Below are 23,296 nucleotides of genomic sequence, written 5' to 3' on the forward strand. Positions count from 1 at the left end.
TCCCCTTCCCGGGGTCGACGACGACCTTCATCTCCTCGTCGGCGAGCTTCTTCACCGTGTCCAGCGCCAGGATGATCTTCTTGCCGTCACCCCGCGCGTCCAGCAGCGTCCGCTCCACCGACACCGGGTGCACCGTGTCACCGTTGGCCAGGATCACGCCGTCCTTCAGGGCGTCCCGCGCACACCACAGCGAGTAGGCGTTGTTCCACTCCTCCGCCTTGTCGTTGTCGATGAGCGTCAGCTTCAGCCCGTACTTCGCCTCCAGCGCCGCCTGCCGCTCGTACACGGCCTCCTTGCGGTAACCGACGACGACACCCACCTCGGTCAGCCCGATCTCCGCGAAGTTCCCCAGCGTGAGGTCGAGGACCGTCGGCTCCCCTTCTATGCCCGCGGGCCCCACCGGCACCAATGCCTTGGGCAGGGTGTCGGTGTAGGGGCGCAGACGCCTTCCGGCGCCGGCCGCAAGCACGAGGCCGATCATGCGGGTTCTCCTTCGTCGTGTACGGCGGGCGCGCCACCCTGATGGGCGGCCACCCAGAAGCGGATGCTCTCGGCGAGCACCACGAGAGCCACGGCCACGGCGAGGGCCGTGAGCGCGACGGTGAATCCGGACGCGGTGAGCACGGCCGCCAGCACGGCGACCGCCAGCGTGCGACCTTCGTGCCCCCCGATCGCCCGCACCAGAAGGCGCGGGGGCGCGCCCGCGTTGCCGCGGATGCGGTAGACCGTGTCGTAGTGATGGTAGGCGACCGCTGACACCAGCCCGTAAGCCGCCGGAAGGGCTCCGTTCACGTCCGCACGGGCCGCCAGCAGCAGGACCGTGCCGTACTCGGCGGCGCGGAAGAGCGGCGGGACCAGCCAGTCGAGGGGGCCGGTGAGTGGCCGGCGGACGGCGGCGGCCGAGCAGGCCACGTAGGCGGCGGCGCCGAGCACGGTCTGCCAGCCGGGGCCCCACACGGCGGCGGTGCCCGTCACCAGGGCCGCGCCGAGGCCGGCCGCGACCACGCCGCCGCCGGTCCAGGAGACCTTCAGCAGGGTGGCCAGGGGTCCGCTGTCCGCGAGGTCGGCCAGCGCACGCGCCGACCGGGCCCTCTCCCGCTCCGGCCCGGCGCCGGCCGGGTCCGCGGCCGGACGGCGACGCAGCGAGCGCAGGACGCGTCCGGTGGTGGTGTACGCGGCGGCGAAGGCGCAGCCCACGAGCAGTGCGTAGAAGGTGATGCGCGGGGTCGTGAGGGCCGTCAGGACGGCGATCAGCGCCCAGCGCTCGCCGATCGGCAGGACGATCATGCGGCGGGCCCAGACGGTCCACCCGACGTGGTCGAGCCGGCCGGACAGGGCGGCGGCGGGGCCGGCCGTGGCGGGTGCGCCGGTCCGGGACTCGGCGAAGGAGAAGTCGACGACGTGCCGGCAGGACTGGAGGATTATGGCGCCCAGCGCCAGGGCCCACACGTCGTCACCGCCGCGGGCGGCGCCCAGGGCGAGGCCCGCGTAGTAGGCGTACTCCTTGGCCCGGTCGAAGGTCGCGTCGAGCCAGGCGCCCAGCGTGGAGTACCGCAGCGAGTACCGGGCGAGCTGGCCGTCGGCGCAGTCCAGCACGAACGAGGCGAGCAGCAGCACCCCGGCGGCGACGAAGCCGGCGCGGGTGCCGGTGGCGGCGCAGCCGGCCGCGATCAGCGCGGTGAGCAGCGAGGCGGTGGTGACCTGGTTGGGCGTCAGTCCTCGGCGGGCGCACCAGCGGGCGACGTAGCGCGAGTAGGGGCTGACGCAGTGGGTGGTGAAGAACCCGTCGCGGGCCTTGACGGCGGAGCGGAGGCGGACGGCCTCCTCGTCCACGGCGGCGACGGCCTGCCGGGCCTCGTTGCGGGCCTGGGGGTCGACGGGCACGAGGGCGACGAGGCTGCCCAGCTCCGGGCGGTGCACGTCGGTGTCGAGGGCGGCGACGACCCGGTCCGGGAGGCCCTCCACGAGGGTGGTGCCGGCGCCCGTCCCCTGGGCGGCGGAGTTCTCACGGGCCATGGCGCGGGTCAGGGCCTGCCGGCCGGGCCCCTGGGCGGTGACGGCGCCGGGGACCGCGGAGAGGGGGAAGCGGGGATCGGTCAGGCCGAGGCGCAGGGCGTGCACATGGCCCACGAACCGGGTGTCCACCAGGGCGACCCGCTGCTCCCCCGGCACCCCGGCGAGCAGCGTCTCGGCCTCGGCCGCGCCGGACGCGGTCCGTACGTCGAAGCCGAGGGTGCGCAGGTCCGCCTCGAGGGGCGAACCGGGGACCGGGGGGCCGGTGAGGATGGCGGTCGGCAACCGAATCTCACTCCCTGGGGGGCGACGCGTCCACGCCGGTCATGTACATGGTTATGCACCCGTTCGGAGGCATCCGGGCGGCATGTCGGCAGAGGCTATCGGATACACGGAAGCCCGCGTTCACCGACCGTTCGCCGGTCGGATCGACGCGGTTGGCCGACGTCTGTGCCGGGCTCATCATCGGGGATGCGGGCCCCGGCTCACAAACCGCGCCGGTCGCTCGCCTTCAGGGCCTGCCGTTCGGATCGGGCCGCGGACGCGGGGTCTGGCACGCACATCTGCCGCGTTGCCGTCACCCGCCGACGCCCCCACTCCCGGCTTCGCTCGAGCGGGGGGGGACCCCATCGCGTCGGCTCCCTCCTCCGCCTCGCAGCTGCACGCATCAGAACCCCTCACGGAGTTGACAGGGCACGTGGACTCCCTGCGACCCGATCCGAACGGCAGGCCCTAGGGTGGTCCACCATGACGTGGCTGATCACCGGCGGAGCCGGATACATCGGGGCCCATGTGGTGCGGGCCATGACGGACGCCGGGGAGCGTGTCGTCGTGCTGGACGACCTCTCGGCCGGGGTTCCGGCGCGGCTGCCCGACGGCGTCCCGCTGGTCAGGGGCTCCGCGCTGGACGGTGACCTGTTGACGAAGGCCCTGGCCGAGCACGAGGTGACCGGCGTGCTGCACCTCGCCGCGCGCAAGCAGCCCGGCGAGTCCGTGGCCCAGCCGACCCGGTACTACCGGGAGAACCTGGGCGGCCTCGCGACCCTGCTGGACGCCGTCGCCGAGGCGGGCGTCGGACGCTTCGTCTTCTCCTCGTCCGCGGCCGTCTACGGCGACCCCCACGTGGATCTCATCACCGAGGACACGCCCTGCGCCCCCGTGAACCCCTACGGCGAGACCAAACTCGCCGGGGAGTGGCTGGTCCGGGCGGCGGGCCGGGCGCACGGCATCGACACGGTGTGCCTGCGCTACTTCAACGTCGCGGGGGCGGCGGTGCCGGAACTGGCCGACACCGGTGTGTACAACATCGTGCCGATGGTCTTCGACCGGCTCACCCGTGACGAGGCCCCGCGCATCTTCGGCGACGACTACCCGACCCCGGACGGCACCTGCGTCCGGGACTACATCCACGTGGCCGACCTGGCCGAGGCGCACCTCGCGGCGGTCCACCGACTGTCCGAGGGCGGGGTGCGGGGCGACCTGACGCTGAACGTCGGCCGCGGCGAGGGCGTCTCCGTACGCGAGCTGATCAAGGTCATCGGGGAGGTCAGCGGCGACACCCGGACGCCCGTGGTCGAGCCCCGGCGTCCCGGCGACCCGCCCCGCGCGGTGGCCTCGGCGGCCCTCGCGGCCGAGCGCCTCGGCTGGTCCGCGCGCCGCTCGGTGCGGGAGATGGTCGAGTCCGCCTGGCAGGGCTGGCAGCTCCTGCAGCACGCCTGAGGCGCCTGACCTGCGGATCGTTTCCGCAGGTCAGGGCACATGACAACGGTGTTCAGTGCCGCGTTGCCCCACCCCCCTGCCGCGTAGTTCACTGTGGTCCGGACGGCAGCGACGAAGGGCGGCGGAGGACATGGGGGCAGGCCACGATCACGGGCACGCGCACGGCGTCCCGGCCGGCGGTACGGCATCCGCGGCCTACCGCGGCAGGCTGCGGGCCGCGCTGGCGATCACGATCGGCGTCATGGTGGTCCAGATCGTCGGCGGTCTGCTCGCCGACTCGCTCGCGCTGGTCGCGGACTCGGCCCACATGGCGACCGACGCCCTGGGCCTGGGGATGGCCCTGCTCGCCATCCACTTCGCGAGCCGCCCGCCCAGCGAACGGCGCACGTTCGGGCTGGCCCGCGCGGAGATTCTCGCGGCGCTGGCCAACTGCGTGCTGCTGCTCGGCGTGGGCGGCTACGTGCTCTACGAGGCGATCCAGCGGTTCGTCACCCCGGCGGCCACCGAGGGCGGCCTGGCGGCGGTGTTCGGCGCGATCGGCCTGGCCGCCAACCTGGTGTCGCTGTCCCTGCTGATGCGGGGCCAGAAGGAGAGCCTGAACGTGCGCGGCGCCTTCCTGGAGGTGGCGGCGGACGCGCTCGGCTCGGTCACGGTGATTTTGTCGTCCCTGGTGATCGTCACCACCGGCTGGACGGCCGCCGACCCGATCGCCTCCCTGGTGATCGCACTGATGATCGTGCCCCGCACCCTGAAGCTGCTGCGCGAGACCCTCGACGTACTGCTGGAGGCGGCGCCCAAGGGCGTGGACATGGCGCGGGTGCGGGCGCACATCCTGGACACGCCGGGGGTGGAGGACGTGCACGACCTGCACGCCTGGACGATCACCTCGGGGATGCCCGTCCTCTCCGCGCACGTGGTGGTCAGCGCCGACACCCTGAACGCCATCGGGCACGAGAAGATGCTGCACGAGCTGCAGGGCTGTCTGGGCGACCACTTCGACGTGCAGCACTGCACCTTCCAGCTGGAGCCCAGAGGGCACGCCGAGCACGAGGCGCGTCTGTGCCATTGAGGACGCGGGCGGGAGCTGGAAGACGCGTGCGGGAGATCGACGACGCGTCCGAGCCGTTGGAGGCGCGTCCGGGCCCTTGAGGGGCGCGAAAGCTCCCGGACGCGCCAATGCGCCGGGGAACGCAGCCTTCCGCCCCCGTGCCGGCGTCCGCTCCCCTCGACCGGCGCGCGGGACGCGCATTTCCGCCGCCCGGCCCGGGCACGATCAGCCCGGGTCCGGTGGAGCCCGGCGGCGGGTACGACCGCCCGTGGCGCCCGGGGCGGGACATGCGGGAGAGGACCGGAGTGCCGGGAGTGCCGGATTCGTGCGGCAGACTTGGGCACGAACACCGAGTGAAGGATGGGTATGCCGATCACACCTGCCACCGCGACGAACAGCCCGTCGAGCGGCACCGCCGAGCCGATTTTGCTGGAACTGGTCGACGAGGACGGCGCGACGATCGGCACCGCGGAGAAGCTGGCCGCCCATCAGCCGCCGGGACGGCTGCACCGGGCGTTCTCGGTGTTCCTGTTCGACGAGCGCGGACGGCTGCTGCTGCAGCAGCGGGCGCTCGGCAAGTACCACTCCCCCGGTGTGTGGTCCAACACCTGCTGCGGCCACCCCTACCCCGGTGAGGCGCCGTTCGCGGCGGCGGCCCGGCGGACGTACGAGGAGCTGGGGGTGTCGCCCTCGCTGATGGCGGAGGCCGGCACGGTCCGCTACAACCACCCGGACCCGGCCTCGGGCCTGGTGGAGCAGGAGTTCAACCATCTGTTCGTCGGCATGGTGCAGGCGCCGGTGCGGCCCGACGAGCAGGAAGTGGCCGCCACCGTGTTCGTGACGCCTCAGGAGCTGGCGGAGCGGCACGCCAAGGACACCTTCTCGGCCTGGTTCATGACCGTGCTGGACGCGGCCCGCCCGGCGGTGCGGGAGCTGACGGGGCCGTCGGCCGGCTGGTGACGGCGGCGCCGTTCCGCGTCCCCGCCCCTGTGGGCGGGGCGCCGCGCGGGACGGCGGGCGCTAGTAGGTCTGCGCGGGCTTCAGCGGGAGGGCGGCCCAGATGACCTTGCCGCCGGTCGCCGTGTGCTCCACCTCGCAGGCCCCGCCGGCCTCCCGGGCGATCTCCCGCACCAGGAGCAGTCCGCGGCCGCCGAGGCGGCCGTGGTCGTTCTCCAGGGCGGTGGGGCGGTAGGGGTGGTTGTCCTCCACGGACACCCGGACCCACTCGGCGCCCACCGCTACCTCGACGGCGAGCATCGGGGACAGCAGCGCCGCGTGTTTCACGGCGTTGGTGACCAGCTCGGAGACGATCAGCAGCAGTCCCTGCACCACGTCGTCCGCGACCGGCACCCCCTGCCGCAGCAGCAGGTCCCGCACGGCGTGCCGGGCCTGTGGCACCGAGGCGTCCACGGCAGGGGCGGTGAACCGCCAGACACCTTCGTACGGCAGCGGGTCGCCACCCTCACGCTCGATTGTCACCACACGTCGAGTGTTGGGACCGAGCGCCTCCGCCCTTCCCCGCTGAACACAAGTCAGCGGATACCGAACGCTTCCGACCGTTCGCGCCCGACTCGGTCGGGTGCAGGATCGTTCCGGCCTGGTGCGTGCCGGTTCGGGGCACTCTTCCGTTTGTACGGGCCCAGGGCGCCGTCGGCCCGGCTACGGCTGGCGGCCGGCGACCATGCCGACGACGCGGCGGCCGCCGTAGCCGGTCGCGATCAGACCCAGCCCGTCGAACAGCAGGGACAGCGAGAAGAACGTTCCGATGACGTACTGGCTGCTGCTCGGCCAGGTGGCCAGCACCAGGATGCCGAGGAGCAGCCCGAAGGCGCCCTGCACCAGGGTCCAGCCGAACTGCGGACCGCGTACCACCAGGCTGCCGACCAGCCGGAACACCCCGCCGGTGAGGAACAGCAGCGCCGCGAACATGGTCAGCGCCTCGGCCGCCGCTTCCGGGGTCTTGATGACCACCACCCCGGCCGCGATGTTCAGGGCGGCGACGACGACGCCCAGCCAGAAGAAGTTCGTCCGCCGCGCCTGCACCGCGTGCAGCAGTCCGACGAGGCCGCCGACCAGCAGCAGCCAGCCGAACAGCAGCATCGTGGTCAGCGTGGCGACGGCCGTGTACACCAGGCCGATCAGCCCGGCGACGACCAGGATCACTCCCAGCACGGCGATCCAGCCGAAGCCACGGTTCAGCTTCGCCGCGTCACCCTGCCGCCCCGCGGTCCCGGCGGACCTGGCCATACCTGCCTCCCGGCACTCGGCCCCCTTTCCCGTCCCCGTGTCCCCCTCCCGCGCCGGTCGTAACCAGTGGCAGGGCGCCCGGCGTCCGGGGCCGTGACCGGGGTGGATAGCATCCGGCGCATGGAGCCGCAGCTGCTGCACAGCGTCACCGACTCGGTCGCCACGGTCGTCATCAGCCACCCCGCGAAACGCAACGCGATGACGGCCGCGATGTGGGCGGCCCTGCCGCCACTGCTCGGCTCCCTGGGAGCCGACCCGCGCGTGCGGGCGCTGGTGCTGACCGGGGACGGCGGCACCTTCTGCGCCGGGGCGGACATCTCCACGCTCCAGGGCTCCCCGCTGGAGGCGCAGCGGCTGGCCGCGGAGGCGGAGGAGGCGCTCGCCGCCTTCCCCAAGCCGACCCTGGCCGCCGTGCGCGGCCACTGCGTGGGCGGCGGCGCACAGCTCGCGGCGGCCTGCGACCTGCGGTTCGCCGAGGAGGGGACGCGGTTCGGGGTGACCCCGGCGAAGCTCGGCATCGTCTACCCGTCCTCCGCCACCCGCCGGCTGGTGTCGCTGGTGGGCCCGGCCACCGCCAAGTACCTCCTGTTCTCCGGCGAGCTGATCGGCACGGAGCGGGCGCTGCGCACCGGCCTGGTGGACGAGGTGCTGCCCGCGGGCGTCCTGGACGCGCGGGTCGCGGAGTTCACCGCGGTGCTGGCGTCCCGCTCGCAGCTGACCCAGGCCGCGGCGAAGGAGTTCGCCGACGGCCGCACCGACCGGGACGACCACTGGCACAAGGTGGCCTCCGCGAGCGACGACACCGCGGAGGGGGTCACCGCGTTCCTGGAGCGCCGGGCGCCACGGTTCACCTGGAGCCCGTCCACGTCGGGCTGAACCGGCTGCCGGGGCGGAACGTCTCGACGAGGTGAGCGGGGGCCTTGCGCGGGGAGCCCGCGTGGTGTGCCGCTCGGCCCCCGCGTGCGGCTCCCGTGACGACTGCAGCGACGGGTTTCCCACCCTTCCTGCCATGCGCGGACGCGCGGCGTTCTCGCGGCGGGTGCATGTTGAAGCGTGGACGAGGTACCCGCAGGGAGTCCGGCCGGACGGGTCGGAGTACGAAAGGGGAGAAACGTGTTCCGTGCCATCGCAGACGTCCTGCGTCAGATCGGCGGCGCCGTCGCGACCGTCGTGACCCTGCCGTTCCGGGCGCTCGCCCGGCTGTTCGGCGGTGCCTCGTCCTCCGCGCACGGCCGTCGCGCCTGAGTCCGCCCGTGGGGTGTCCGGGCGCGTCGCCGCCCTGATCCCCGATTGTCGTCGTCACCTGCCACAATTGCCGCGCAACCTCAGTGGAGAAGGCGGTACGGGAACGTGACGACACCCTTCGCAGGGTCCATCGAAGGCAGGATCGCCGAGGAACTCGGCGTACGGGAGCGGCAGGTCAAGGCCGCCGTGGAACTGCTCGACGGCGGTTCGACGGTGCCCTTCATCGCCCGCTACCGCAAGGAAGCGACCGAGATGCTCGACGACGCGCAGCTGCGCACGCTCGAGGAGCGGCTGCGCTACCTGCGGGAGCTGGAGGAGCGTCGCACGGCGATCCTCGACTCGGTGCGCGAGCAGGGCAAGCTGACCGAGGAGCTCGAGGCGCGGATCCGGGGCGCGGAGACCAAGGCGCGCCTGGAGGACATCTACCTGCCTTTCAAGCCCAAGCGGCGCACCAAGGCGCAGATCGCCCGCGAGGCCGGGCTGGAGCCGCTGGCGGAGGGGCTGCTCGCCGATCCCGGTGTCGAGCCCCTCGCCGCGGCCACCGCCTTCGTGGACGCGGCGAAGGGAGTGGTCGATCCGCAGGCCGCGCTGGACGGCGCGCGGGCGATCCTGACCGAGCGGTTCTCCGAGGACGCCGACCTGATCGGCGAGCTGCGCGAGCGCATGTGGGTGCGCGGGCGGCTGGCGGCCAAGGTGCGCGCGGGCAAGGAGGAGGCGGGCGCCAAGTTCGCCGACTACTTCGACTTCGCCGAGCCGTTCACCGCGCTGCCCTCGCACCGGATCCTGGCCATGCTGCGGGGTGAGAAGGAGGAGGTTCTCGACCTCGTCCTGGAGCCCGAGGAGCCCACCGACGGCCCCTCGTCGTACGAGGGCGTCGTCGCGCACCGGTTCGGGATCGCCGACCGTGGGCGCCCGGGCGACAAGTGGCTGCGGGACACGGTCCGCTGGGCCTGGCGCACCCGCATCCTGGTGCACCTGGGCATCGACATCCGGCTCCGGCTGCGCACCGCCGCCGAGGACGAGGCGGTGCGGGTCTTCGCGGCGAACCTGCGCGACCTGCTGCTGGCCGCCCCGGCGGGCACCCGCGCGACGCTCGGCCTCGACCCCGGTTTCCGTACGGGTGTGAAGGTCGCCGTGGTCGACGCGACCGGCAAGGTCGTCGCCACGGACGTGATCCACCCGCACGTCCCGGCGAACCGGTGGGACGAGGCGATCGCCAAGCTGGCCCGGCTGGCGAAGGAGCACGCGGTCGAGCTGATCGCCATCGGCAACGGCACGGCGTCCCGCGAGACCGACAAGCTCGCCGGTGAACTCATCGCCAAGCACCCCGAGCTGAACCTGACCAAGGTGATGGTGTCCGAGGCGGGCGCCTCCGTGTACTCGGCGTCCGCGTTCGCGTCGCAGGAGCTTCCCGACATGGACGTGTCGCTGCGCGGCGCGGTGTCCATCGCGCGCCGGCTGCAGGACCCGCTGGCCGAGCTGGTGAAGATCGACCCCAAGTCGATCGGCGTCGGCCAGTACCAGCACGACCTGTCCGAAGTGAAGCTGTCGCGTTCGCTGGACGCGGTGGTGGAGGACTGTGTGAACGGCGTGGGCGTGGACGTCAACACCGCGTCGGCGCCGCTGCTCGCCCGGGTCTCCGGCATCTCCTCCGGGCTGGCCGAGAACATCGTGGCGCACCGCGACTCCAACGGGCCGTTCAAGGGCCGCTCCGAGCTGAAGAAGGTGGCCCGGCTGGGCCCCAAGGCGTACGAGCAGTGCGCGGGCTTCCTGCGCATCCGCGGCGGCGACGACCCGCTGGACGCGTCCAGCGTGCACCCGGAGGCGTACCCGGTGGTGCGGCGGATGGTGAAGACCACCGGCCAGGAGGTCGCCTCGCTGGTCGGCAACACGGCGGTGCTGCGTTCGCTCAGGCCGCAGGAGTTCGTGGACGACACGTTCGGTCTGCCGACCGTGTCGGACATCCTCAAGGAGCTGGAGAAGCCGGGCCGCGACCCGCGTCCGGCGTTCAGAACCGCTGCCTTCAAGGAGGGCGTGGAGAAGATCTCCGACCTGTCCTCCGGGATGGTGCTGGAGGGCGTGGTCACCAACGTCGCCGCGTTCGGCGCGTTCGTCGACGTCGGTGTCCACCAGGACGGCCTGGTGCATGTCTCCGCGATGTCGAAGACGTACGTCAAGGACCCGCGGGACGTGGTCAAGCCGGGCGACATCGTCAAGGTGAAGGTGCTGGACGTCGACATCCCGCGCAAGCGGATCTCACTGACGCTGCGGCTGGACGACGAGGCCGCGCCGCAGGGCCAGGCGCCCGGCGGCGACCGTGAGCGCAGGCAGCGCGGCGGCCGCCCGCCGCAGCAGCGCCAGGGCCGCGGGAGCGGTGGCGGTGGCGGTGGCGGCGGTTCGCGCCAGACGCCCGCTCCGGCCAACGGCGCGATGGCCGACGCGCTGCGCCGGGCCGGTCTGGTCGACCCGAAGAGCGGCCGCCGCTGAGCCGTACGCCGGGCCCGTGTCCCCCGCCCCCCGGGGGGGACACGGGCCCGGTGTGTTCCTCTCGGCCGGCCCGTGCCGCTCGTAGGGTGTCGGCATGCCGGCATTACGGGTCATCACGTGGGAGGTCACGGCGAGCGGCGGGTACGAGACCGCCTGGGCCGAGCTCGACGGGGACAGTCTGCGGGCCCGCGGGCGGGCCGTCGGGACGCTTCCGGAGCCGTACTGGATCACCTACGAGCTCGTGACCGGGGACGCGTACGTCACCCGCCGGCTGACGGTGACGGCCGAGGACGCGTCCGGAGGCCGCTCGCTGGACCTGCGGCACGACGGCCGGGGCGGCTGGACCGCCGACGGGGAGCGGATCGGCGCCCTGGACGGCGCCCTCGACTGCGATCTGGGCCTGTGCCCGCTGACGAACACCATGCCGGCGCTGCGGCACGGCCTGCACCGCGCACCGGGCGAACGGGAGTTCCTGATGGCGTGGGTGTCCGTGCCCGGCCTGCGGGTCGTGCCGTCGTGGCAGACGTACACGCATCTCGGGCCCCGGCGCGTGCGGTACGCCTCCGGGGACTTCCGCAGCGATCTGACCTTCGACGAGGACGGCTGTGTCGTCGACTACCCGCACCTGGCACGGCGGGTGGCGCCCCGCTGAGTCCCGTCCGACGCGGGGCACGGAGGCCGCCGCCGGGGTCTAGTGTTCGGTCACCTTGCCGTCGGTGACGTGCAGGCGCCGGGTGACGTGGACCGCGTCCAGCATCCGCCGGTCGTGGGTGACCAGCAGCAGGGTGCCCTCGTAGGCGTCGAGGGCGGCCTCCAGCTGTTCGATGGCCGGCAGGTCCAGGTGGTTGGTCGGCTCGTCGAGGACGAGGAGGTTGACGCCCCGGCCCTGGAGCAGGGCGAGGGCCGCGCGGGTGCGCTCGCCCGGTGACAGGGTGGCGGCGGGGCGCAGGACGTGGCCGGCCTTGAGACCGAACTTGGCGAGCAGCGTGCGGATGTCGGCCGGTTCGAGGTCCGGGACCGCCGGGCGGAAGGCGTCCAGCAGGGCTTCCGGTCCGTGGAACAGCGCGCGGGCCTGGTCGACCTCGCCGAGCAGCACGCCCGATCCCAGGGCGGCGTGTCCGGCGTCGAGCGGTACGCGGCCCAGCAGGGCGCCGAGCAGCGTCGACTTGCCCGCGCCGTTCGCGCCGGTCACCGCGACCCGGTCCGCCCAGTCGATCTGCAGCGACACCGGCCCGAGGGTGAAGCCGCCACGGCGCACCTCGGCGTCGCGCAGGGTGGCGACCACCGCGCCGGAGCGCGGGGCGGCCGCGATCTCCATGCGCAGTTCCCACTCCTTGCGCGGCTCGTCGACGGCCTCCAGGCGCTCGATCATGCGCTGGGTCTGACGGGCCTTGGCGGCCTGTTTCTCGCTGGCCTCGCTGCGGAACTTGCGGCCGATCTTGTCGTTGTCGTTGCCCGCCTTGCGGCGCGCGTTCTTCACGCCCTTGTCCATCCAGGCGCGCTGCGTCTGCGCCCGGTCCTGCAGGGCGGCCCGCTTGTCGGCGTACTCCTCGTACTCGTCGCGCGCGTGCCGGCGGGCCACGTCACGCTCCTCCAGGTAGGCCTCGTAGCCGCCGCCGTAGAGGTTGATCTCACCCTGGGCGAGGTCGAGTTCGAGGACCTTGGTGACCGTGCGGGTGAGGAACTCGCGGTCGTGGCTGACGACGACGGTCCCGGCGCGCAGCCCGCTCACGAACCGTTCGAGGCGTTCCAGCCCGTCGAGGTCGAGGTCGTTGGTCGGCTCGTCGAGCAGGAAGACGTCGTAGCGGGACAGCAGGAGGGAGGCGAGTCCGGCGCGGGCCGCCTGGCCGCCGGAGAGCGCGGTCATCGGCCGGTCGAGGCCGACGTCCAGGCCGAGGCCCGTGGCGACCTCCTCGGCGCGGTCGTCCAGGTCGGCGCCGCCCAGCGCCAGCCAGCGTTCGAGAGCGGTCGCGTACGCGTCGTCCGCGCCGGGGGCGCCGTCGACCAGCGCCTGGGTCGCCTCGTCCATGGCGCGCTGGGCCTCGGCGACGCCGGTACGGCGGGCGAGGAACGCCCGTACGGTCTCGCCGGGGCGCCGCTCCGGCTCCTGCGGGAGGTGGCCGACGGTGGCGGTGGGCGGGGAGAGGCGCAGCTCGCCCTCCTCGGGGGCGGTCAGGCCGGCGAGCAGGCGCAGCAGGGTGGACTTGCCGGCGCCGTTGGCGCCGACCAGGCCGATCACGTCGCCGGGCGCGACGACGAGGTCGAGCCCGGTGAACAGGGAGCGGTCGCCGTGCCCGGCGGCGAGGTTCTTGGCGACGAGGGTGGCAGTCATCAGACCGCCGATTTTAGGGCCTGCCCCGGGTGCCGGGCCGTGAGGGTGCGGTCAGGGGCGGGCCGTCGCAACCAGCACGGTTCCCGCGGTGCGCGCCACGACGTACGCCTCCCCCTTGACCGCCGGGGCGTCCAGCGGGACGCGGTGCCGGCCCGGTGCGAGGACCGCGTCGAAGAGGTCCCGGCCGCGGGCGCGGGAGAGGCGGTCGATGCGATGGGCGGTGAGCCGGACCCGGCAGGCGGAGACGACCTCGAACTCCGCGGTGGAGCCGGTCACGGTGAGGCCGGTGAGGCGCCGGCGGTCGCCCCGGCCGGCCTCCAGGGCCTGTTCGGTCTGGGCGACCAGCAGCGGCACGACGGGGGCGAGCGCGTCGACGCAGGGCACCTCGGCCCCGGCGTCGGCCAGGGCGCGGCGCACGGTGTCGCGTTCGCGCGCGGGGACCGCCCGGCCGAACAGCACGGCGCCGTACGCGCGCAGTTCGTCGGCGGGGACGCCGTCGGCGCTCTGGGTGATGTCGGCGCCGATGCCGATGGTGCGCAGCGCGGCGGCCAGCCGGGCGAGCAGGGCGGCGCGGGCGCCGATGAGCAGGACGCGGCGGCGGCTGCCCGGGAGGTCGCCGTCCAGGAGGGCGGAGAGGGCCGCGCGGTACTCGGGTCCGCGGAAGCGGAACGGGCCCATGCCGTGGTAGCCGTCGCGTTCCAGGTCGGCGACCTCGGCGGTCTGCCAGGCGAAGTCCCGCCAGATGACGTCCTCGCCGTCGCGTTCGATCACCGCGGTCACGGCGCCGCAGGCGAGGTCCTCGCACTCGGGGCAGCCGTAGACGACGTACCGGCCGCCGGGCAGGGGTGCCCCGGTCTCCAGCAGCAGCGCGCGGACCTGCGCGGTGAACAGGGACGGCGGGACGTCGGAGGCGAGCGGGGAGACGGCGTCGAGGTCGGACAGGCGGTACAGCAGCGGGCGTCCGTCGACCACGAAGTCGACGAAGTCGCGGTGCACCTGGTAGTCACCGCCGGCGAGGAGACCCCCGGCCCGGGTCGCCGGCGCCAGGCCGAAGGTCGCGTACTCGGCAGACATGCCGTGAGTATTCCCACCCGGGAGCGGACCCGAGCACGGCCGGGCACATCCGCTAACGTCCGCCGGATGGGAAGCGAAGCGAACAGCGGTGTCGTGGTGGTCGGCGGCGGGGTCGTCGGGCTGACCACGGCGGTGGTCCTCGCCGAGCGGGGCGTACGGGTACGGCTGTGGACGCGGGACCCGGTCGAGGGGACCACCTCGGCGGTCGCGGGCGCCCTGTGGTGGCCGTACCGCGTCGATCCCCCGGAGTCGGCGCGGGCGTGGGCGCTGCGGTCGCTGGAGGTGTACGAGGAGCTGGCGCTGCGTCCGGAGGCCACCGGCGTACGCATGGTCGAGGGAGTACTCGGCGAGACGCCGATGGACGAGGCGGGCTCGTGGGCCGCCGCGCGGCTGCCGGGGCTGCGTCCGGTGACGGAGGCGGAGTACCCGGGCGGGTGGGGGCTGTGGGCCCGGCTGCCGCTGCTCGACATGGCGGCCCATCTGCCGTATCTGCGCGAGCGGTTGACGGCGGCGGGCGGCGCGGTGGAGACGCGCGCGGTGGCGGATCTGGCGGAGGCGGACGCCCCGGTGGTGGTCAACTGCACGGGGCTGGCGGCGCGGGAGCTGGTGCCGGATCTCTCGGTGCGGCCGGTGCGGGGGCAGTTGGTGGTCGTGGAGAACCCGGGCGTCCGCACCTGGATGGTCACCACGGGCGCCGACGGCTCGATGGCGTACTTCTTCCCGCAGCCGGGCCGGCTGGTGCTGGGCGGCACGGCCGAGGAGAACGTGTGGTCAGACCGGCCGGACCCGGCGGTGGCGGAGGCGATCGTGCGGCGGTGCGCGGCGCTGCGTCCGGAGATCGCGGACGCCCGGGTGCTGGAGCATCGGGTGGGGCTGCGTCCCGCGCGGGACGCGGTCCGTCTTGAGCGCACCCGGCTGCCCGACGGACGGGTGCTGGTGCACAACTACGGTCACGGCGGCGCGGGCGTCACCGTGGCCTGGGGGTGTGCGCGTCGGGCGGCGGAGCTGGCGACGGAGTGAGGTGCGCGGGGCGGGTGCCAGGCGCCCGCCCCGCGTCACGGCCCGCCCCGCGCAGGCGGGTCAGTGCTTGCCGATGGGGTCGCCCTCGACGTCCGGGCCGCGGCCCGGGCCGACGCGCAGTTCGAACTCGCCGTCGTACTTCTTGTGGCCCTCGATGACCGCGAGTTCGACCGCCTCGCTGCCCATCCTGTCGCGCACGATGAGCGGGTCGCGCCGCAGGTCGCGCATGAGGGCCACGCACATGAAGAGCATCACGACGACGAACGGCGCCGCCGCGAGGATGGTGAGGTTCTGCAGACCCGTCAGCGCGTCGCCCTGGCCGCTGCCGACCAGCAGCATGATGGCCGCCACCGCACCGGTCACCACGCCCCAGAACACCACCGCCCAACGGCTCGGTTCGAGGGAGCCCTTCTGCGACAGGGTGCCCATCACCACGGAGGCCGCGTCGGCGCCGGAGACGAAGAAGATGCCCACGAGGACCATCACCAGCAGGCTGGTGGCGGTGGCGATCGGGTACTCCTGCAGCACCGCGAACAGGCGGCCCTCGGGGGTCGTCTCGTCACCGAGCCGGTTCTGCTCCTGCAGGCGCATGGCCGAGCCGCCGAAGATCGCGAACCAGACGAGGCTGACCGCGCTGGGCACGAGGATGACGCCGCCGATGAACTGACGGATGGTCCGGCCCCGGCTGATGCGGGCGATGAACATGCCGACGAAGGGCGTCCAGGAGATCCACCACGCCCAGTAGAAGACGGTCCAGCTGCCCAGCCAGTCGGCGACGCCCTCGCCGCCGCTGATCTCGGTGCGGCCGGCCAGTTCGGGCAGGTCGCCCAGGTAGGCGAAGACCGACGTCGGCACCAGGTCCAGGATGAGGACGGTGGGACCCGCGACGAACACGAACACCGCGAGGATCACCGCCAGCACCATGTTGATGTTGGACAGCCACTGGATGCCCTTCTCCACACCGGACACCGCGGAGGCCACGAACGCCACGGTCAGCACCGCGATGATGCTGACCAGCAGTCCGGTGCCGACCTTCTCCAGCCAGCCGAGCTTCTCCACGCCGGAGCCGATCTGCAGCGCGCCCAGGCCGAGGGAGGCCGCGGAGCCGAAGATCGTCGCGATGATGGCGAGCACGTCGATGACCCGGCCGCCGGCGCCGTTCGCGTGCTTCTCGCCGATGAGCGGGGTGAACACGGCGCTGACGGTCTGCCGGCGGCGCCGGCGGAAGGTGCTGTAGGCGATGGCGAGGCCCACCACGGCGTAGATCGCCCACGGGTGGAGCGTCCAGTGGAACAGGGTGGTGGCCATGGCGGTCGCCATGCGGTCCCCGTCGTCGGCCGGGCTGGTGCCGGGCGGGGGCGTGACGAAGTGCGCGAGGGGTTCGCTCACGCCCCAGAACATCAGGCCGATGCCCATGCCGGCGCTGAACATCATGGCGATCCAGGAAACCGTGCGGAACTCCGGCTCCTCGCCCTCGGCGCCGAGGTGGATGCGCCCGTACCGGCTGGCCGCGAGCCACAGCGCGAAGACCACGAAGCCGGAGGCGGCCAGCATGAAGCCCCAGCCGCCGTTGTGCATCAGTCCGCCCAGCATGCTGGCGGACGCGCTCTCCAGGGAGTCCGTCCCGATGGCTCCCCAGAGGACGAAGGCCAGGGTGAGCACGGCGGTGACGCCGAACACCACCCGGTCGGTGCTGGGACGCTTCCGCCCGGGCAGGCCCGCCTCGGAGCCGGGCAGCGGGCCTGCCGTGGAGTCCTTGTCGCTGTGGTGGTCCTGCGTCACAGGCGGCACCCTTTCGTCCGAGCCGTCGGGCGGAGATGCCTCCTCCCGATAGGCCCTTACCACCGATGGCGCAAAACTCACCTCATCGGCAGGATGTGACTGCCTCTCCTTCCGCCAGGTGGTAGGCGGCACGGCCGTCCAGGAGCAGCGGGACGAGCGCCCGCAGCGACTGCCGCAGCGGGACGAGCACCCCGTCCCCGTCCGCGCGGACGCGCACGCCGTGCAGCGCCAGTTCGTCGCCCACGTCGGCGTACTGAGCGGCCGTGAGGCGGTAGGCACACGGCGGGTCGGTGATCACCTCGGCCGGCTCCGCCGGGTCGGTGTCGGCGCCGCCGAGGTAGACCGGGCCACGGTCGGCGTGACCGGCCGCGCGGGCCCGGGTGGTGACCTTCTCGACCGTGGCGTGGTGGTCCCCGGCGAACCGGACCAGGCCGTCCAGCGCGGCGAGATGGGAGTCCACCCTGCGCCGGTTGTTGAGTGCCTCGTCGGCCTTCTCCGCCTCGGTGAGGGGGTCGACGCGGCTCTCGATGAGCAGGCCGACGCCGTGCTTGACGCCGGACATGTTGCGCAGGATGCGTTCCTGGCCGTCGCCCGCGGTCTGCCGGATCGGGTCGCCGGTGACGGGGTCGGTCCAGATGCCGTAGGTGCCGGTGGAGTACCCGGCGGCCCCGGCGGCGGGACGGACGTGGTCCTCGGACAGGGACCGGGCGGTGTCGTGGACGGCCGGGTCGGTGTTGAGGTTGCGCGGCCAGAGGTCGAACAGGTCCTTGTCGTAGTACGGCGGGGTGGCGCCGTACTCGTGCAGGTCGTAGATCACGTCGGGCCGCCGGTCCCGGATGACGGCGGCCAGGGCGCGGCCCTCGGCGGTCGCGAGGGCGACGTGGTCGCGGTTGATGTCGACGCCGTCGCTGTTGCCGCGGGTGTCGGCGGCCCGGCCGTCGGGGTTGGCGGTGGGGACGACGAGCACCGTGGTGCGCTCCAGGAAGCGCCGTGTCTCCCTGTCCTTCGCGTACGCCAGGTCCCGGATCGTGGTGAGGCACGCCTCCCGGCCCGAGGGTTCGTTGCCGTGCTGGCTGCACACCAGGAGGACGGTGTTCGGGGCCCGGTCCGCGCCGACGCGGACGAGCCGCAGGGGGCGGTCCTGGGCGGTCGTGCCGATGCGGGTGACGTGGACGCGGCCGCTCGCGCGGTCGACGGCCTCGAGGAAGCGCCGCTCCTCGGGCTGGGTGGTCCAGCGGGCCCCGTTGCTCTGTTCGAAGCCGGTGCGCGGCGGGGCGGCGGTGTCGTGGGCCCCGGCCGCGGGCGCGGCGACGAGGGAGGCGGCGACGGCCGTGAGGGCGGTGGCGGTGAGGATCGCGGCGCGTTTCATCGGGTCTCCCCCGGGACGCGGTGGGCGGTGGCGGCGGGCGGGCGGACGCCGTCCGGGACGGCGTGCGGTGTTGTGACGGGCGGTCCGGACGTGGCGCGGGCGAAGGCGGCCGTGCCGCCGGTGAACGGGACCCGGGCGGTGGTGCGGGCCAGGTCGAGGGTGAGTGCCGGGGTGTCGGCCGGCGGGTCGATCAGACCGCGGTCGGTGCCGGCGACGATCAGTGCGAGCCGGTGGCCGCGCGGGACGACGTGGTCGGTGGCGGCCAGGTCGAGGGTGAGGGTGTAGCGCTTGCCGGGGACCAAAGGTTCGCCCCGGCCGGTGTCGGCGTGTTCGCCGAGGTCGGCCCAGCCGCGGCTGACGACGGTGTGGCCGACGTCGGCGGTCTTCGCGCGGGTCTCCTGGTAGCAGGAGCTGTCGCCCTCGGTGCTCGGTCCCCAGCAGGTGCGCTCGGGCAGGGTGGTGATGCCTTCCCCGGCGTCGGCGTAGTCGCGGATCGTGTCGGGGCCGAGGTCGACCAGGACGGCGGAGAGATGGGCCGTCGGCGTGCTGGGCGTGACGGTGACGGTGACCTCGGAGGAGCCGGCCAGGCGCAGGTCGCGGGTGAGCGGGCGGGTGACGAAGCCCGCCTTGTCGGGGGTCGGGGTGTCGATCCGGGCGGCCCAGTCCGTCTCGCTCAGCCTCGGGTCGTCGGTGAAGGACGCGGTGCCGCCGTCCCGGCGCAGGCCGAGGGTACCGACGCCGTCCTGGGTGCCGCGGGCGGGGCGCAGGGTCACCGGGTGCGTGCCGCGCGGGGGCCAGGCGGTGGAGGTGACCCACTGGTCGGGGCCGCGTTCGATGTCGGCGACGGGTTCGCGGTCGATGCCGTTGTCGACGCCCTTCAGTTCGTGGTCGAACCAGCGGTGCAGGGTGCGCACCCACTCCGCGCGGCGGAAGTCGAAGGGGTCGACGTGCCCGGTCTGCGACAGCCAGATCTTGCGCCGTACGCCGTTCTTCGCGAGGGCGTCCCACCAGGGGCCGACGTGCTGCATGCGGACGTTGAGGTCCTGCATGCCGTGCACCAGGAAGACGCTGGCGCGGACCTTCTTCGCGGCGCGCACGTAGTCGCGTTCGGTCCACAGCGGGGTGCGGTCGCCGGTGCGCGGGGCGCCGTCGACGAGCTTGCGGGCGACCTCCGTGCAGTGCTCGCGGGCCTCGGGGGTCTGGACGTAGCGGGCGAGCCAGTCGGGGCCCGAGTCGTAGAGCGGGGCGCCCTGGGAGAAGTAGTAGTCGTACCAGGTGGAGATGGCGGCGATGGGGACGATGGTCTTCAGTCCCTTGACGCCGGTGGCGGCGACGCCGTTGGCGATGGTGCCGTCCCAGCTCTTGCCGATCATGCCGGTGCTGCCGTCGGTCCAGTCGGCGCTCACCCGCTCGCCGCCGGTGCGGCTGGAGTACGCCTTGGCGCGGCCGTTCAGCCAGTCGACGACGGCCTTGGCGGACTGGATGTCGGAGCGGCCGCCGACGTCCACGCAGCCGTCGGAGCGGCTGGTGCCGGCGAGGTCGACGCCGACGACGGCGTAGCCGCGCGGCACGAAGTAGTTGTCGTAGAACAGCGGCATCCGCACGATGTCGCCGTGTCCGTCGTAGGTCTTGGTCTGGCTCTCGTTGCCCCGCCCGCAGCAGGAGTAGTACGGGCTGGCGTCCATGATGACGGGGACCTTGCGGCCCGCGCGTCCGGCCTCGCGGGGCCGGACGATGTCGACGGCGACCCGGTCGGTGCGTCCGTCACGGTCCTCGTCGAGGCCGGTGTCCACCCAGACGGCCTCGCGGATCGCGTCGGCGTAGGAGTGGACGGGGCGGCTCTCCCGGGGGGCGGCGTCCGCCGCGGCGGGGGTGAGCAGGGTGGCCGTCAGGGCGGCGGTGGCCGCCGTCGCGAGCGTTCTCCAGGTCGTGGGGCGCGTGCGTATCGGCATGCGCCGGACGGTACATCGGTGAACTCCCGTGCAGAAGAGGGCACCTGACGGCGCGTGGGGTCCCGGGGATGTCAGTCGTGGTCGTACACGGTGACCGGTATCCCCCGCCTGACCAGGCGTTGCTCGATGAGAGGTTCGACGCGGGGCCACTTCCCGCCGGCGAGGCCGCAGCCGATGCGGGGCATGTGGACCGACGCGCCGAGTTCCCGCGCGTGGACGGCGAGGCGGTCCAGGGCCGTGTCGATCGCCTCGTAGCGGACAGGGACGCCCTTGCTTCCGGTGCGGACGCCGCGCTGGCCGATCATGTTGGCCGCCCACACGCAACGCTCGGCCTGGACGAGCTGCACCGCGCCCAGGCCGAAGTCGTTCGCGGCGCGGTCGCGGTGCCAGGCGCGGTACGCCGCCTCCGGCGCGGACCAGCGGCGGGACAGGGCGAGGACGAAGCCCTTGCCCCACCCGCCGACGTCGTTGCAGACGTGAGCGATGATCTTGACGCCCTTCGCCGAAGGAGCGGTGGCGTCACCCCGCACGTACCTGATCTCGGCCATGGCGGCACCGTACCGGCAGGCACCGACAGCGCCTCCGGGCACCTACCGCCCGGCCGCGACCTTGCGGCGGACGCCGCCGTACCAGCCGGCGACCAGCGCCACGGCGATCAGCGGCACCAGCAGCAGCGTCTTGCGGCCCACCTCCGGGTCGTTCCACATCAGCACGATGACGGACGCCAGGAAGGCGACGGTGACGATCTCGGTGACCGGGCTGCCGGGCAGCCGGAACGACGGCCGGGTGAGCAGCCCCGCGCGGGCGCGGCGGACGAACACCAGGTGGCAGACCATGATGATCACCCAGGTGCTGATGATGCCGAGGGAGGCGACGTTCAGCACGATCTCGAAGGCCTGGGCCGGCACGAGGAAGTTGAGGCCGACGCCGAGCACGCACACCGCGCAGGTCAGCAGGATGCCGCCGTAGGGCACCTGGCTGCGGTTCATGCGGGCGGTGAACTGCGGCGCGGAGCCCGCCGACGCCATGGAGCGCAGGATGCGGCCGGTGGAGTACAGGCCGGAGTTCAGGGACGACATGGCGGCGGTGAGGACGACGAGGTTCATCACGTCTCCGGCGGCCGGGAGGCCGATCTTCGACAGCACGGTGACGAAGGGGCTCTCGCCGGCCGAGTACATCGAGCCGGGCAGCAGCAGGGCGAGCAGGACGACGGAGCCGACGTAGAAGAGGGCGACGCGCCACATGATGGAGTTCACCGCGCGGGGGACGACCTTCTCCGGCTCGGCGGTCTCCCCCGCGGCCACGCCGACGAGTTCCAGGGCCGCGTAGGCGAAGATCACGCCCTGCATGACCAGGACGACCGGCATCACGCCGTGCGGCAGGACTCCGCCGTGGTCGGTGATCATGCCGAGGCCGGGGGTGCCGCCGCCCACCTCGTGCCGCGTGGCGAGCAGGGCGATGCCGATCAGCATGAAGGCGACGAGGGTGGCGACCTTGACGATCGCGAACCAGAACTCCATCTCGCCGAAGATCTTCACGGAGATGAGGTTCACGGCCAGCACCACCGCGAGCGCGACCAGTGCGAGCACCCACTGCGGGATGTCGGTGAACGCGCTCCAGTAGTGCGTGTAGAGCGCGATCGCCGTGATGTCGGCGATGCCTGTGGTCGACCAGTTCAGGAAGTACATCCAGCCGGCGACGTACGCGCCCTTCTCGCCGAGGAACTCGCGCGCGTACGACACGAAGGATCCGGACGACGGCCGGTACAGGACCAGCTCGCCCAGGGCGCGGACGACGAAGAAGGCGAAGACGCCGGCGACCAGGTAGGCCAGCGCCAGGGCGGGTCCCGCGTCGCGCAGGCGTCCTCCGGCGCCCAGGAAGAGGCCGGTGCCGATCGCGCCGCCGATGGCGATCATGTTGACGTGGCGGGCCTTGAGGTCCTTGCTGTAGCCGGCGTCGCCCGCGTCCGCGGGCGACGGGGCCGCCGTGGACGATGCGGCCGTTGCCGTGCTGACGGCATCCTTGCTCACGGGTGGTTCCACTTTCTGGTGCGCCGGGGGCTGATCGCGCCCGGCTGTCCGGTTGGCCTGGGCCGGCGCGCTCGATCACGGCACGGACCGAGGTGGCGCCTTTCCGGATGTGCGCCCGCCCATGCGGTGGCCTGCGTCACACGGCGGTCCGCCCGGGGTGCGGACGGGAACCTCGGAGGGATGTCGCGCGCCGCGTCGGGATCGACAGCGCGGGTGTCACAGCACCGGTGGGACAGCGATACTGCTGCACATGACGACCGAGACCGAGGCCCTGACGATCGACGAGCTGGCGGCCCGGGCGGGGGTCACCGTGCGCACGGTCCGCTTCTACGGCACGAAGGGCCTGCTGCCGCCTCCGGTGCTCGGTCCCCGGCGGGTCGGCCGCTACGGCCGGGAGCACCTGGCCCGGCTGGAACTGATCGAGGAACTGCAGAGCCGGGGCATGACCCTGGCCGCGATCGAACGCTACCTGGCCCAGCTCCCGCCGGATCTGAGCGTGCGCGACCTGGCCGTGCAGCGGGCGGTGGTGGCGTCCTGGGCGCCGGGCACCGTGGAGACGGTCTCCCGTGCGGAGCTGGAGCGCCGGGCGGGGCGTGCGCTGGGCGAGGAGGAGCTGAAGCGGCTGGCGGCGATGGATGTCGTGGAGCGGGCCGGCGGGTCCGGCGGCGGCCCGGACGACGAGGCCTTCCGGGTCGACGCCGGTCTGCTGCGGCTCGGTGTCGAACTGCTGGACGTGCCGCTGTCGCACGAGTCGGTCCTGGCCGCCCGCGCGGTCCTCACCGAGCACTCCCGCGCGGCCGCCCGCGAGCTGTCGCGGCTGCTGCGCGACGCGGTGGCGGACCAGGGCACGCGGGACGTGCGGTCCCTGTCCGCCCGCATGCATCCGCTCGTGGTGCAGGCGCTGCTCACCACCTTCCAGCGGTCGCTGAAGGAGGAGCTGCGGGAGTGGCTCGACGAGGAGGCGTGACCCGGGCGGGG

Annotated in this window: 20 protein-coding genes; 9 read left to right on the forward strand and 11 right to left on the reverse strand. The window is 73.3% G+C overall.

The genetic code is table 11. The annotated features are described in order from the left end of the window. Both B100_RS0130130 and B100_RS0130135 read right to left on the reverse strand, forming a co-directional pair. The coding region (locus B100_RS0130130) for a sugar phosphate nucleotidyltransferase (RefSeq protein ID WP_024888100.1) at positions 1-481 on the reverse strand (481 nt) is incomplete at its 3' end. Continuing rightward, positions 478-2,298, reverse strand: coding sequence for a CDP-alcohol phosphatidyltransferase family protein (locus tag B100_RS0130135; RefSeq protein WP_024888101.1), 1,821 nt, complete (start codon positions 2,296-2,298; stop codon positions 478-480). The genes B100_RS0130130 and B100_RS0130135, both read right to left, overlap by 4 nt. A 462-nt stretch (positions 2,299-2,760) precedes the next feature. Between B100_RS0130135 and galE the strand changes: the two genes are divergently transcribed. From galE to idi, 3 genes are all read left to right on the forward strand, one after another. Continuing rightward, positions 2,761-3,732 carry a UDP-glucose 4-epimerase GalE gene (gene galE / locus B100_RS0130140; RefSeq protein ID WP_024888102.1) on the forward strand — a complete coding sequence of 324 codons (972 nt, stop codon included), beginning with the start codon at positions 2,761-2,763 and terminating at the stop codon, positions 3,730-3,732. A gap of 130 nt (positions 3,733-3,862) precedes the next feature. After that, entirely contained in the window at positions 3,863-4,801 is a 939-nt protein-coding gene (locus B100_RS0130145; RefSeq protein ID WP_024888103.1) for a cation diffusion facilitator family transporter, read from the forward strand. 345 nt (positions 4,802-5,146) lie between these two features. Then, a complete protein-coding gene (idi, locus tag B100_RS0130150) occupies positions 5,147-5,740 on the forward strand; it encodes an isopentenyl-diphosphate Delta-isomerase (protein WP_024888104.1) in 594 nt (197 codons plus the stop codon). A 60-nt stretch (positions 5,741-5,800) separates the two neighbouring features. On the opposite strand, the gene B100_RS0130155 is transcribed toward idi, so the two are convergent. Further along, on the reverse strand, positions 5,801-6,262 hold the full coding sequence (locus tag B100_RS0130155; RefSeq protein WP_024888105.1) for an ATP-binding protein: 462 nt from the start codon (positions 6,260-6,262) through the stop codon (positions 5,801-5,803). Between the two features lie 177 nt (positions 6,263-6,439). Continuing rightward, complete coding sequence (locus B100_RS0130160) at positions 6,440-7,027, reverse strand: DUF308 domain-containing protein (RefSeq protein ID WP_024888106.1); 588 nt, start codon at positions 7,025-7,027, stop codon at positions 6,440-6,442. 120 nt (positions 7,028-7,147) lie between these two features. Between B100_RS0130160 and B100_RS0130165 the strand changes: the two genes are divergently transcribed. The 4 genes from B100_RS0130165 (at position 7,148) to B100_RS0130180 (ending at position 11,411) form a co-directional block, all read left to right on the forward strand. After that, complete coding sequence (locus B100_RS0130165) at positions 7,148-7,903, forward strand: enoyl-CoA hydratase-related protein (protein ID WP_024888107.1); 756 nt, start codon at positions 7,148-7,150, stop codon at positions 7,901-7,903. A gap of 237 nt (positions 7,904-8,140) precedes the next feature. Continuing rightward, positions 8,141-8,272 (forward strand): LPFR motif small protein, encoded by a 132-nt coding sequence (locus B100_RS37805; RefSeq protein WP_252542052.1) that lies wholly within the window; start codon positions 8,141-8,143, stop codon positions 8,270-8,272. Between the two features lie 105 nt (positions 8,273-8,377). After that, a complete protein-coding gene (locus B100_RS0130175; RefSeq protein ID WP_024888108.1) occupies positions 8,378-10,759 on the forward strand; it encodes a Tex family protein in 2,382 nt (793 codons plus the stop codon). A gap of 94 nt (positions 10,760-10,853) precedes the next feature. Next, entirely contained in the window at positions 10,854-11,411 is a 558-nt protein-coding gene (locus B100_RS0130180) for a putative glycolipid-binding domain-containing protein (RefSeq protein WP_024888109.1), read from the forward strand. A gap of 39 nt (positions 11,412-11,450) precedes the next feature. Here B100_RS0130180 and B100_RS0130185 read toward each other — a convergent pair whose 3' ends face one another. Then, a complete protein-coding gene (locus tag B100_RS0130185) occupies positions 11,451-13,091 on the reverse strand; it encodes an ABC-F family ATP-binding cassette domain-containing protein (RefSeq protein ID WP_024888110.1) in 1,641 nt (546 codons plus the stop codon). A gap of 51 nt (positions 13,092-13,142) precedes the next feature. Beyond that, on the reverse strand, positions 13,143-14,165 hold the full coding sequence (locus tag B100_RS0130190) for a hypothetical protein (protein ID WP_024888111.1): 1,023 nt from the start codon (positions 14,163-14,165) through the stop codon (positions 13,143-13,145). A gap of 66 nt (positions 14,166-14,231) precedes the next feature. Here B100_RS0130190 and B100_RS0130195 point away from each other — a divergent pair, with 66 nt between their 5' ends. Continuing rightward, positions 14,232-15,185, forward strand: a complete 954-nt coding sequence (locus B100_RS0130195) for an FAD-dependent oxidoreductase (RefSeq protein WP_024888112.1) — start codon at positions 14,232-14,234, stop codon at positions 15,183-15,185. 60 nt (positions 15,186-15,245) lie between these two features. Here B100_RS0130195 and B100_RS0130200 read toward each other — a convergent pair whose 3' ends face one another. The 5 genes from B100_RS0130200 to B100_RS0130220 form a co-directional block, all read right to left on the reverse strand. Continuing rightward, positions 15,246-16,967, reverse strand: a complete 1,722-nt coding sequence (locus B100_RS0130200; RefSeq protein WP_024888113.1) for a BCCT family transporter — start codon at positions 16,965-16,967, stop codon at positions 15,246-15,248. Positions 16,968-17,049: 82 nt separating this feature from the next. Continuing rightward, entirely contained in the window at positions 17,050-18,336 is a 1,287-nt protein-coding gene (locus B100_RS0130205) for a M14 family metallopeptidase (RefSeq protein ID WP_024888114.1), read from the reverse strand. After that, positions 18,333-20,288, reverse strand: coding sequence for a Xaa-Pro dipeptidyl-peptidase (locus tag B100_RS0130210; RefSeq protein WP_024888115.1), 1,956 nt, complete (start codon positions 20,286-20,288; stop codon positions 18,333-18,335). The genes B100_RS0130205 and B100_RS0130210 overlap by 4 nt, the downstream gene beginning before the upstream one ends. Positions 20,289-20,359: 71 nt before the next feature. Then, positions 20,360-20,836: a macro domain-containing protein gene (locus B100_RS0130215; RefSeq protein WP_024888116.1), complete on the reverse strand. Its 477-nt coding sequence runs from the start codon at positions 20,834-20,836 to the stop codon at positions 20,360-20,362. 42 nt (positions 20,837-20,878) lie between these two features. Beyond that, a complete protein-coding gene (locus B100_RS0130220; RefSeq protein WP_024888117.1) occupies positions 20,879-22,318 on the reverse strand; it encodes an amino acid permease in 1,440 nt (479 codons plus the stop codon). Between the two features lie 250 nt (positions 22,319-22,568). Between B100_RS0130220 and B100_RS0130225 the strand changes: the two genes are divergently transcribed. Further along, positions 22,569-23,285 (forward strand): MerR family transcriptional regulator, encoded by a 717-nt coding sequence (locus B100_RS0130225; protein WP_024888118.1) that lies wholly within the window; start codon positions 22,569-22,571, stop codon positions 23,283-23,285. The last annotated feature ends 11 nt before the right edge of the window (positions 23,286-23,296 follow it).

The organism is Streptomyces sp. CNH189 (assembly GCF_000527195.1).

Coding starts and splice junctions, on each gene's coding strand:
- B100_RS0130190 (WP_024888111.1), bottom strand. CDS start 14,165: ATGTCTGCCGAGTACGCGACCTTCGGCCTGGCGCCGGCGACCCGGGCC.
- B100_RS0130145 (WP_024888103.1), top strand. CDS start 3,863: ATGGGGGCAGGCCACGATCACGGGCACGCGCACGGCGTCCCGGCCGGC.
- galE (WP_024888102.1), top strand. CDS start 2,761: ATGACGTGGCTGATCACCGGCGGAGCCGGATACATCGGGGCCCATGTG.
- B100_RS0130205 (WP_024888114.1), bottom strand. CDS start 18,336: ATGAAACGCGCCGCGATCCTCACCGCCACCGCCCTCACGGCCGTCGCC.
- B100_RS0130210 (WP_024888115.1), bottom strand. CDS start 20,288: ATGCCGATACGCACGCGCCCCACGACCTGGAGAACGCTCGCGACGGCG.
- B100_RS0130195 (WP_024888112.1), top strand. CDS start 14,232: ATGGGAAGCGAAGCGAACAGCGGTGTCGTGGTGGTCGGCGGCGGGGTC.
- B100_RS0130225 (WP_024888118.1), top strand. CDS start 22,569: ATGACGACCGAGACCGAGGCCCTGACGATCGACGAGCTGGCGGCCCGG.
- B100_RS0130185 (WP_024888110.1), bottom strand. CDS start 13,091: ATGACTGCCACCCTCGTCGCCAAGAACCTCGCCGCCGGGCACGGCGAC.
- B100_RS0130215 (WP_024888116.1), bottom strand. CDS start 20,836: ATGGCCGAGATCAGGTACGTGCGGGGTGACGCCACCGCTCCTTCGGCG.
- B100_RS0130165 (WP_024888107.1), top strand. CDS start 7,148: ATGGAGCCGCAGCTGCTGCACAGCGTCACCGACTCGGTCGCCACGGTC.
- B100_RS0130180 (WP_024888109.1), top strand. CDS start 10,854: ATGCCGGCATTACGGGTCATCACGTGGGAGGTCACGGCGAGCGGCGGG.
- idi (WP_024888104.1), top strand. CDS start 5,147: ATGCCGATCACACCTGCCACCGCGACGAACAGCCCGTCGAGCGGCACC.
- B100_RS0130160 (WP_024888106.1), bottom strand. CDS start 7,027: ATGGCCAGGTCCGCCGGGACCGCGGGGCGGCAGGGTGACGCGGCGAAG.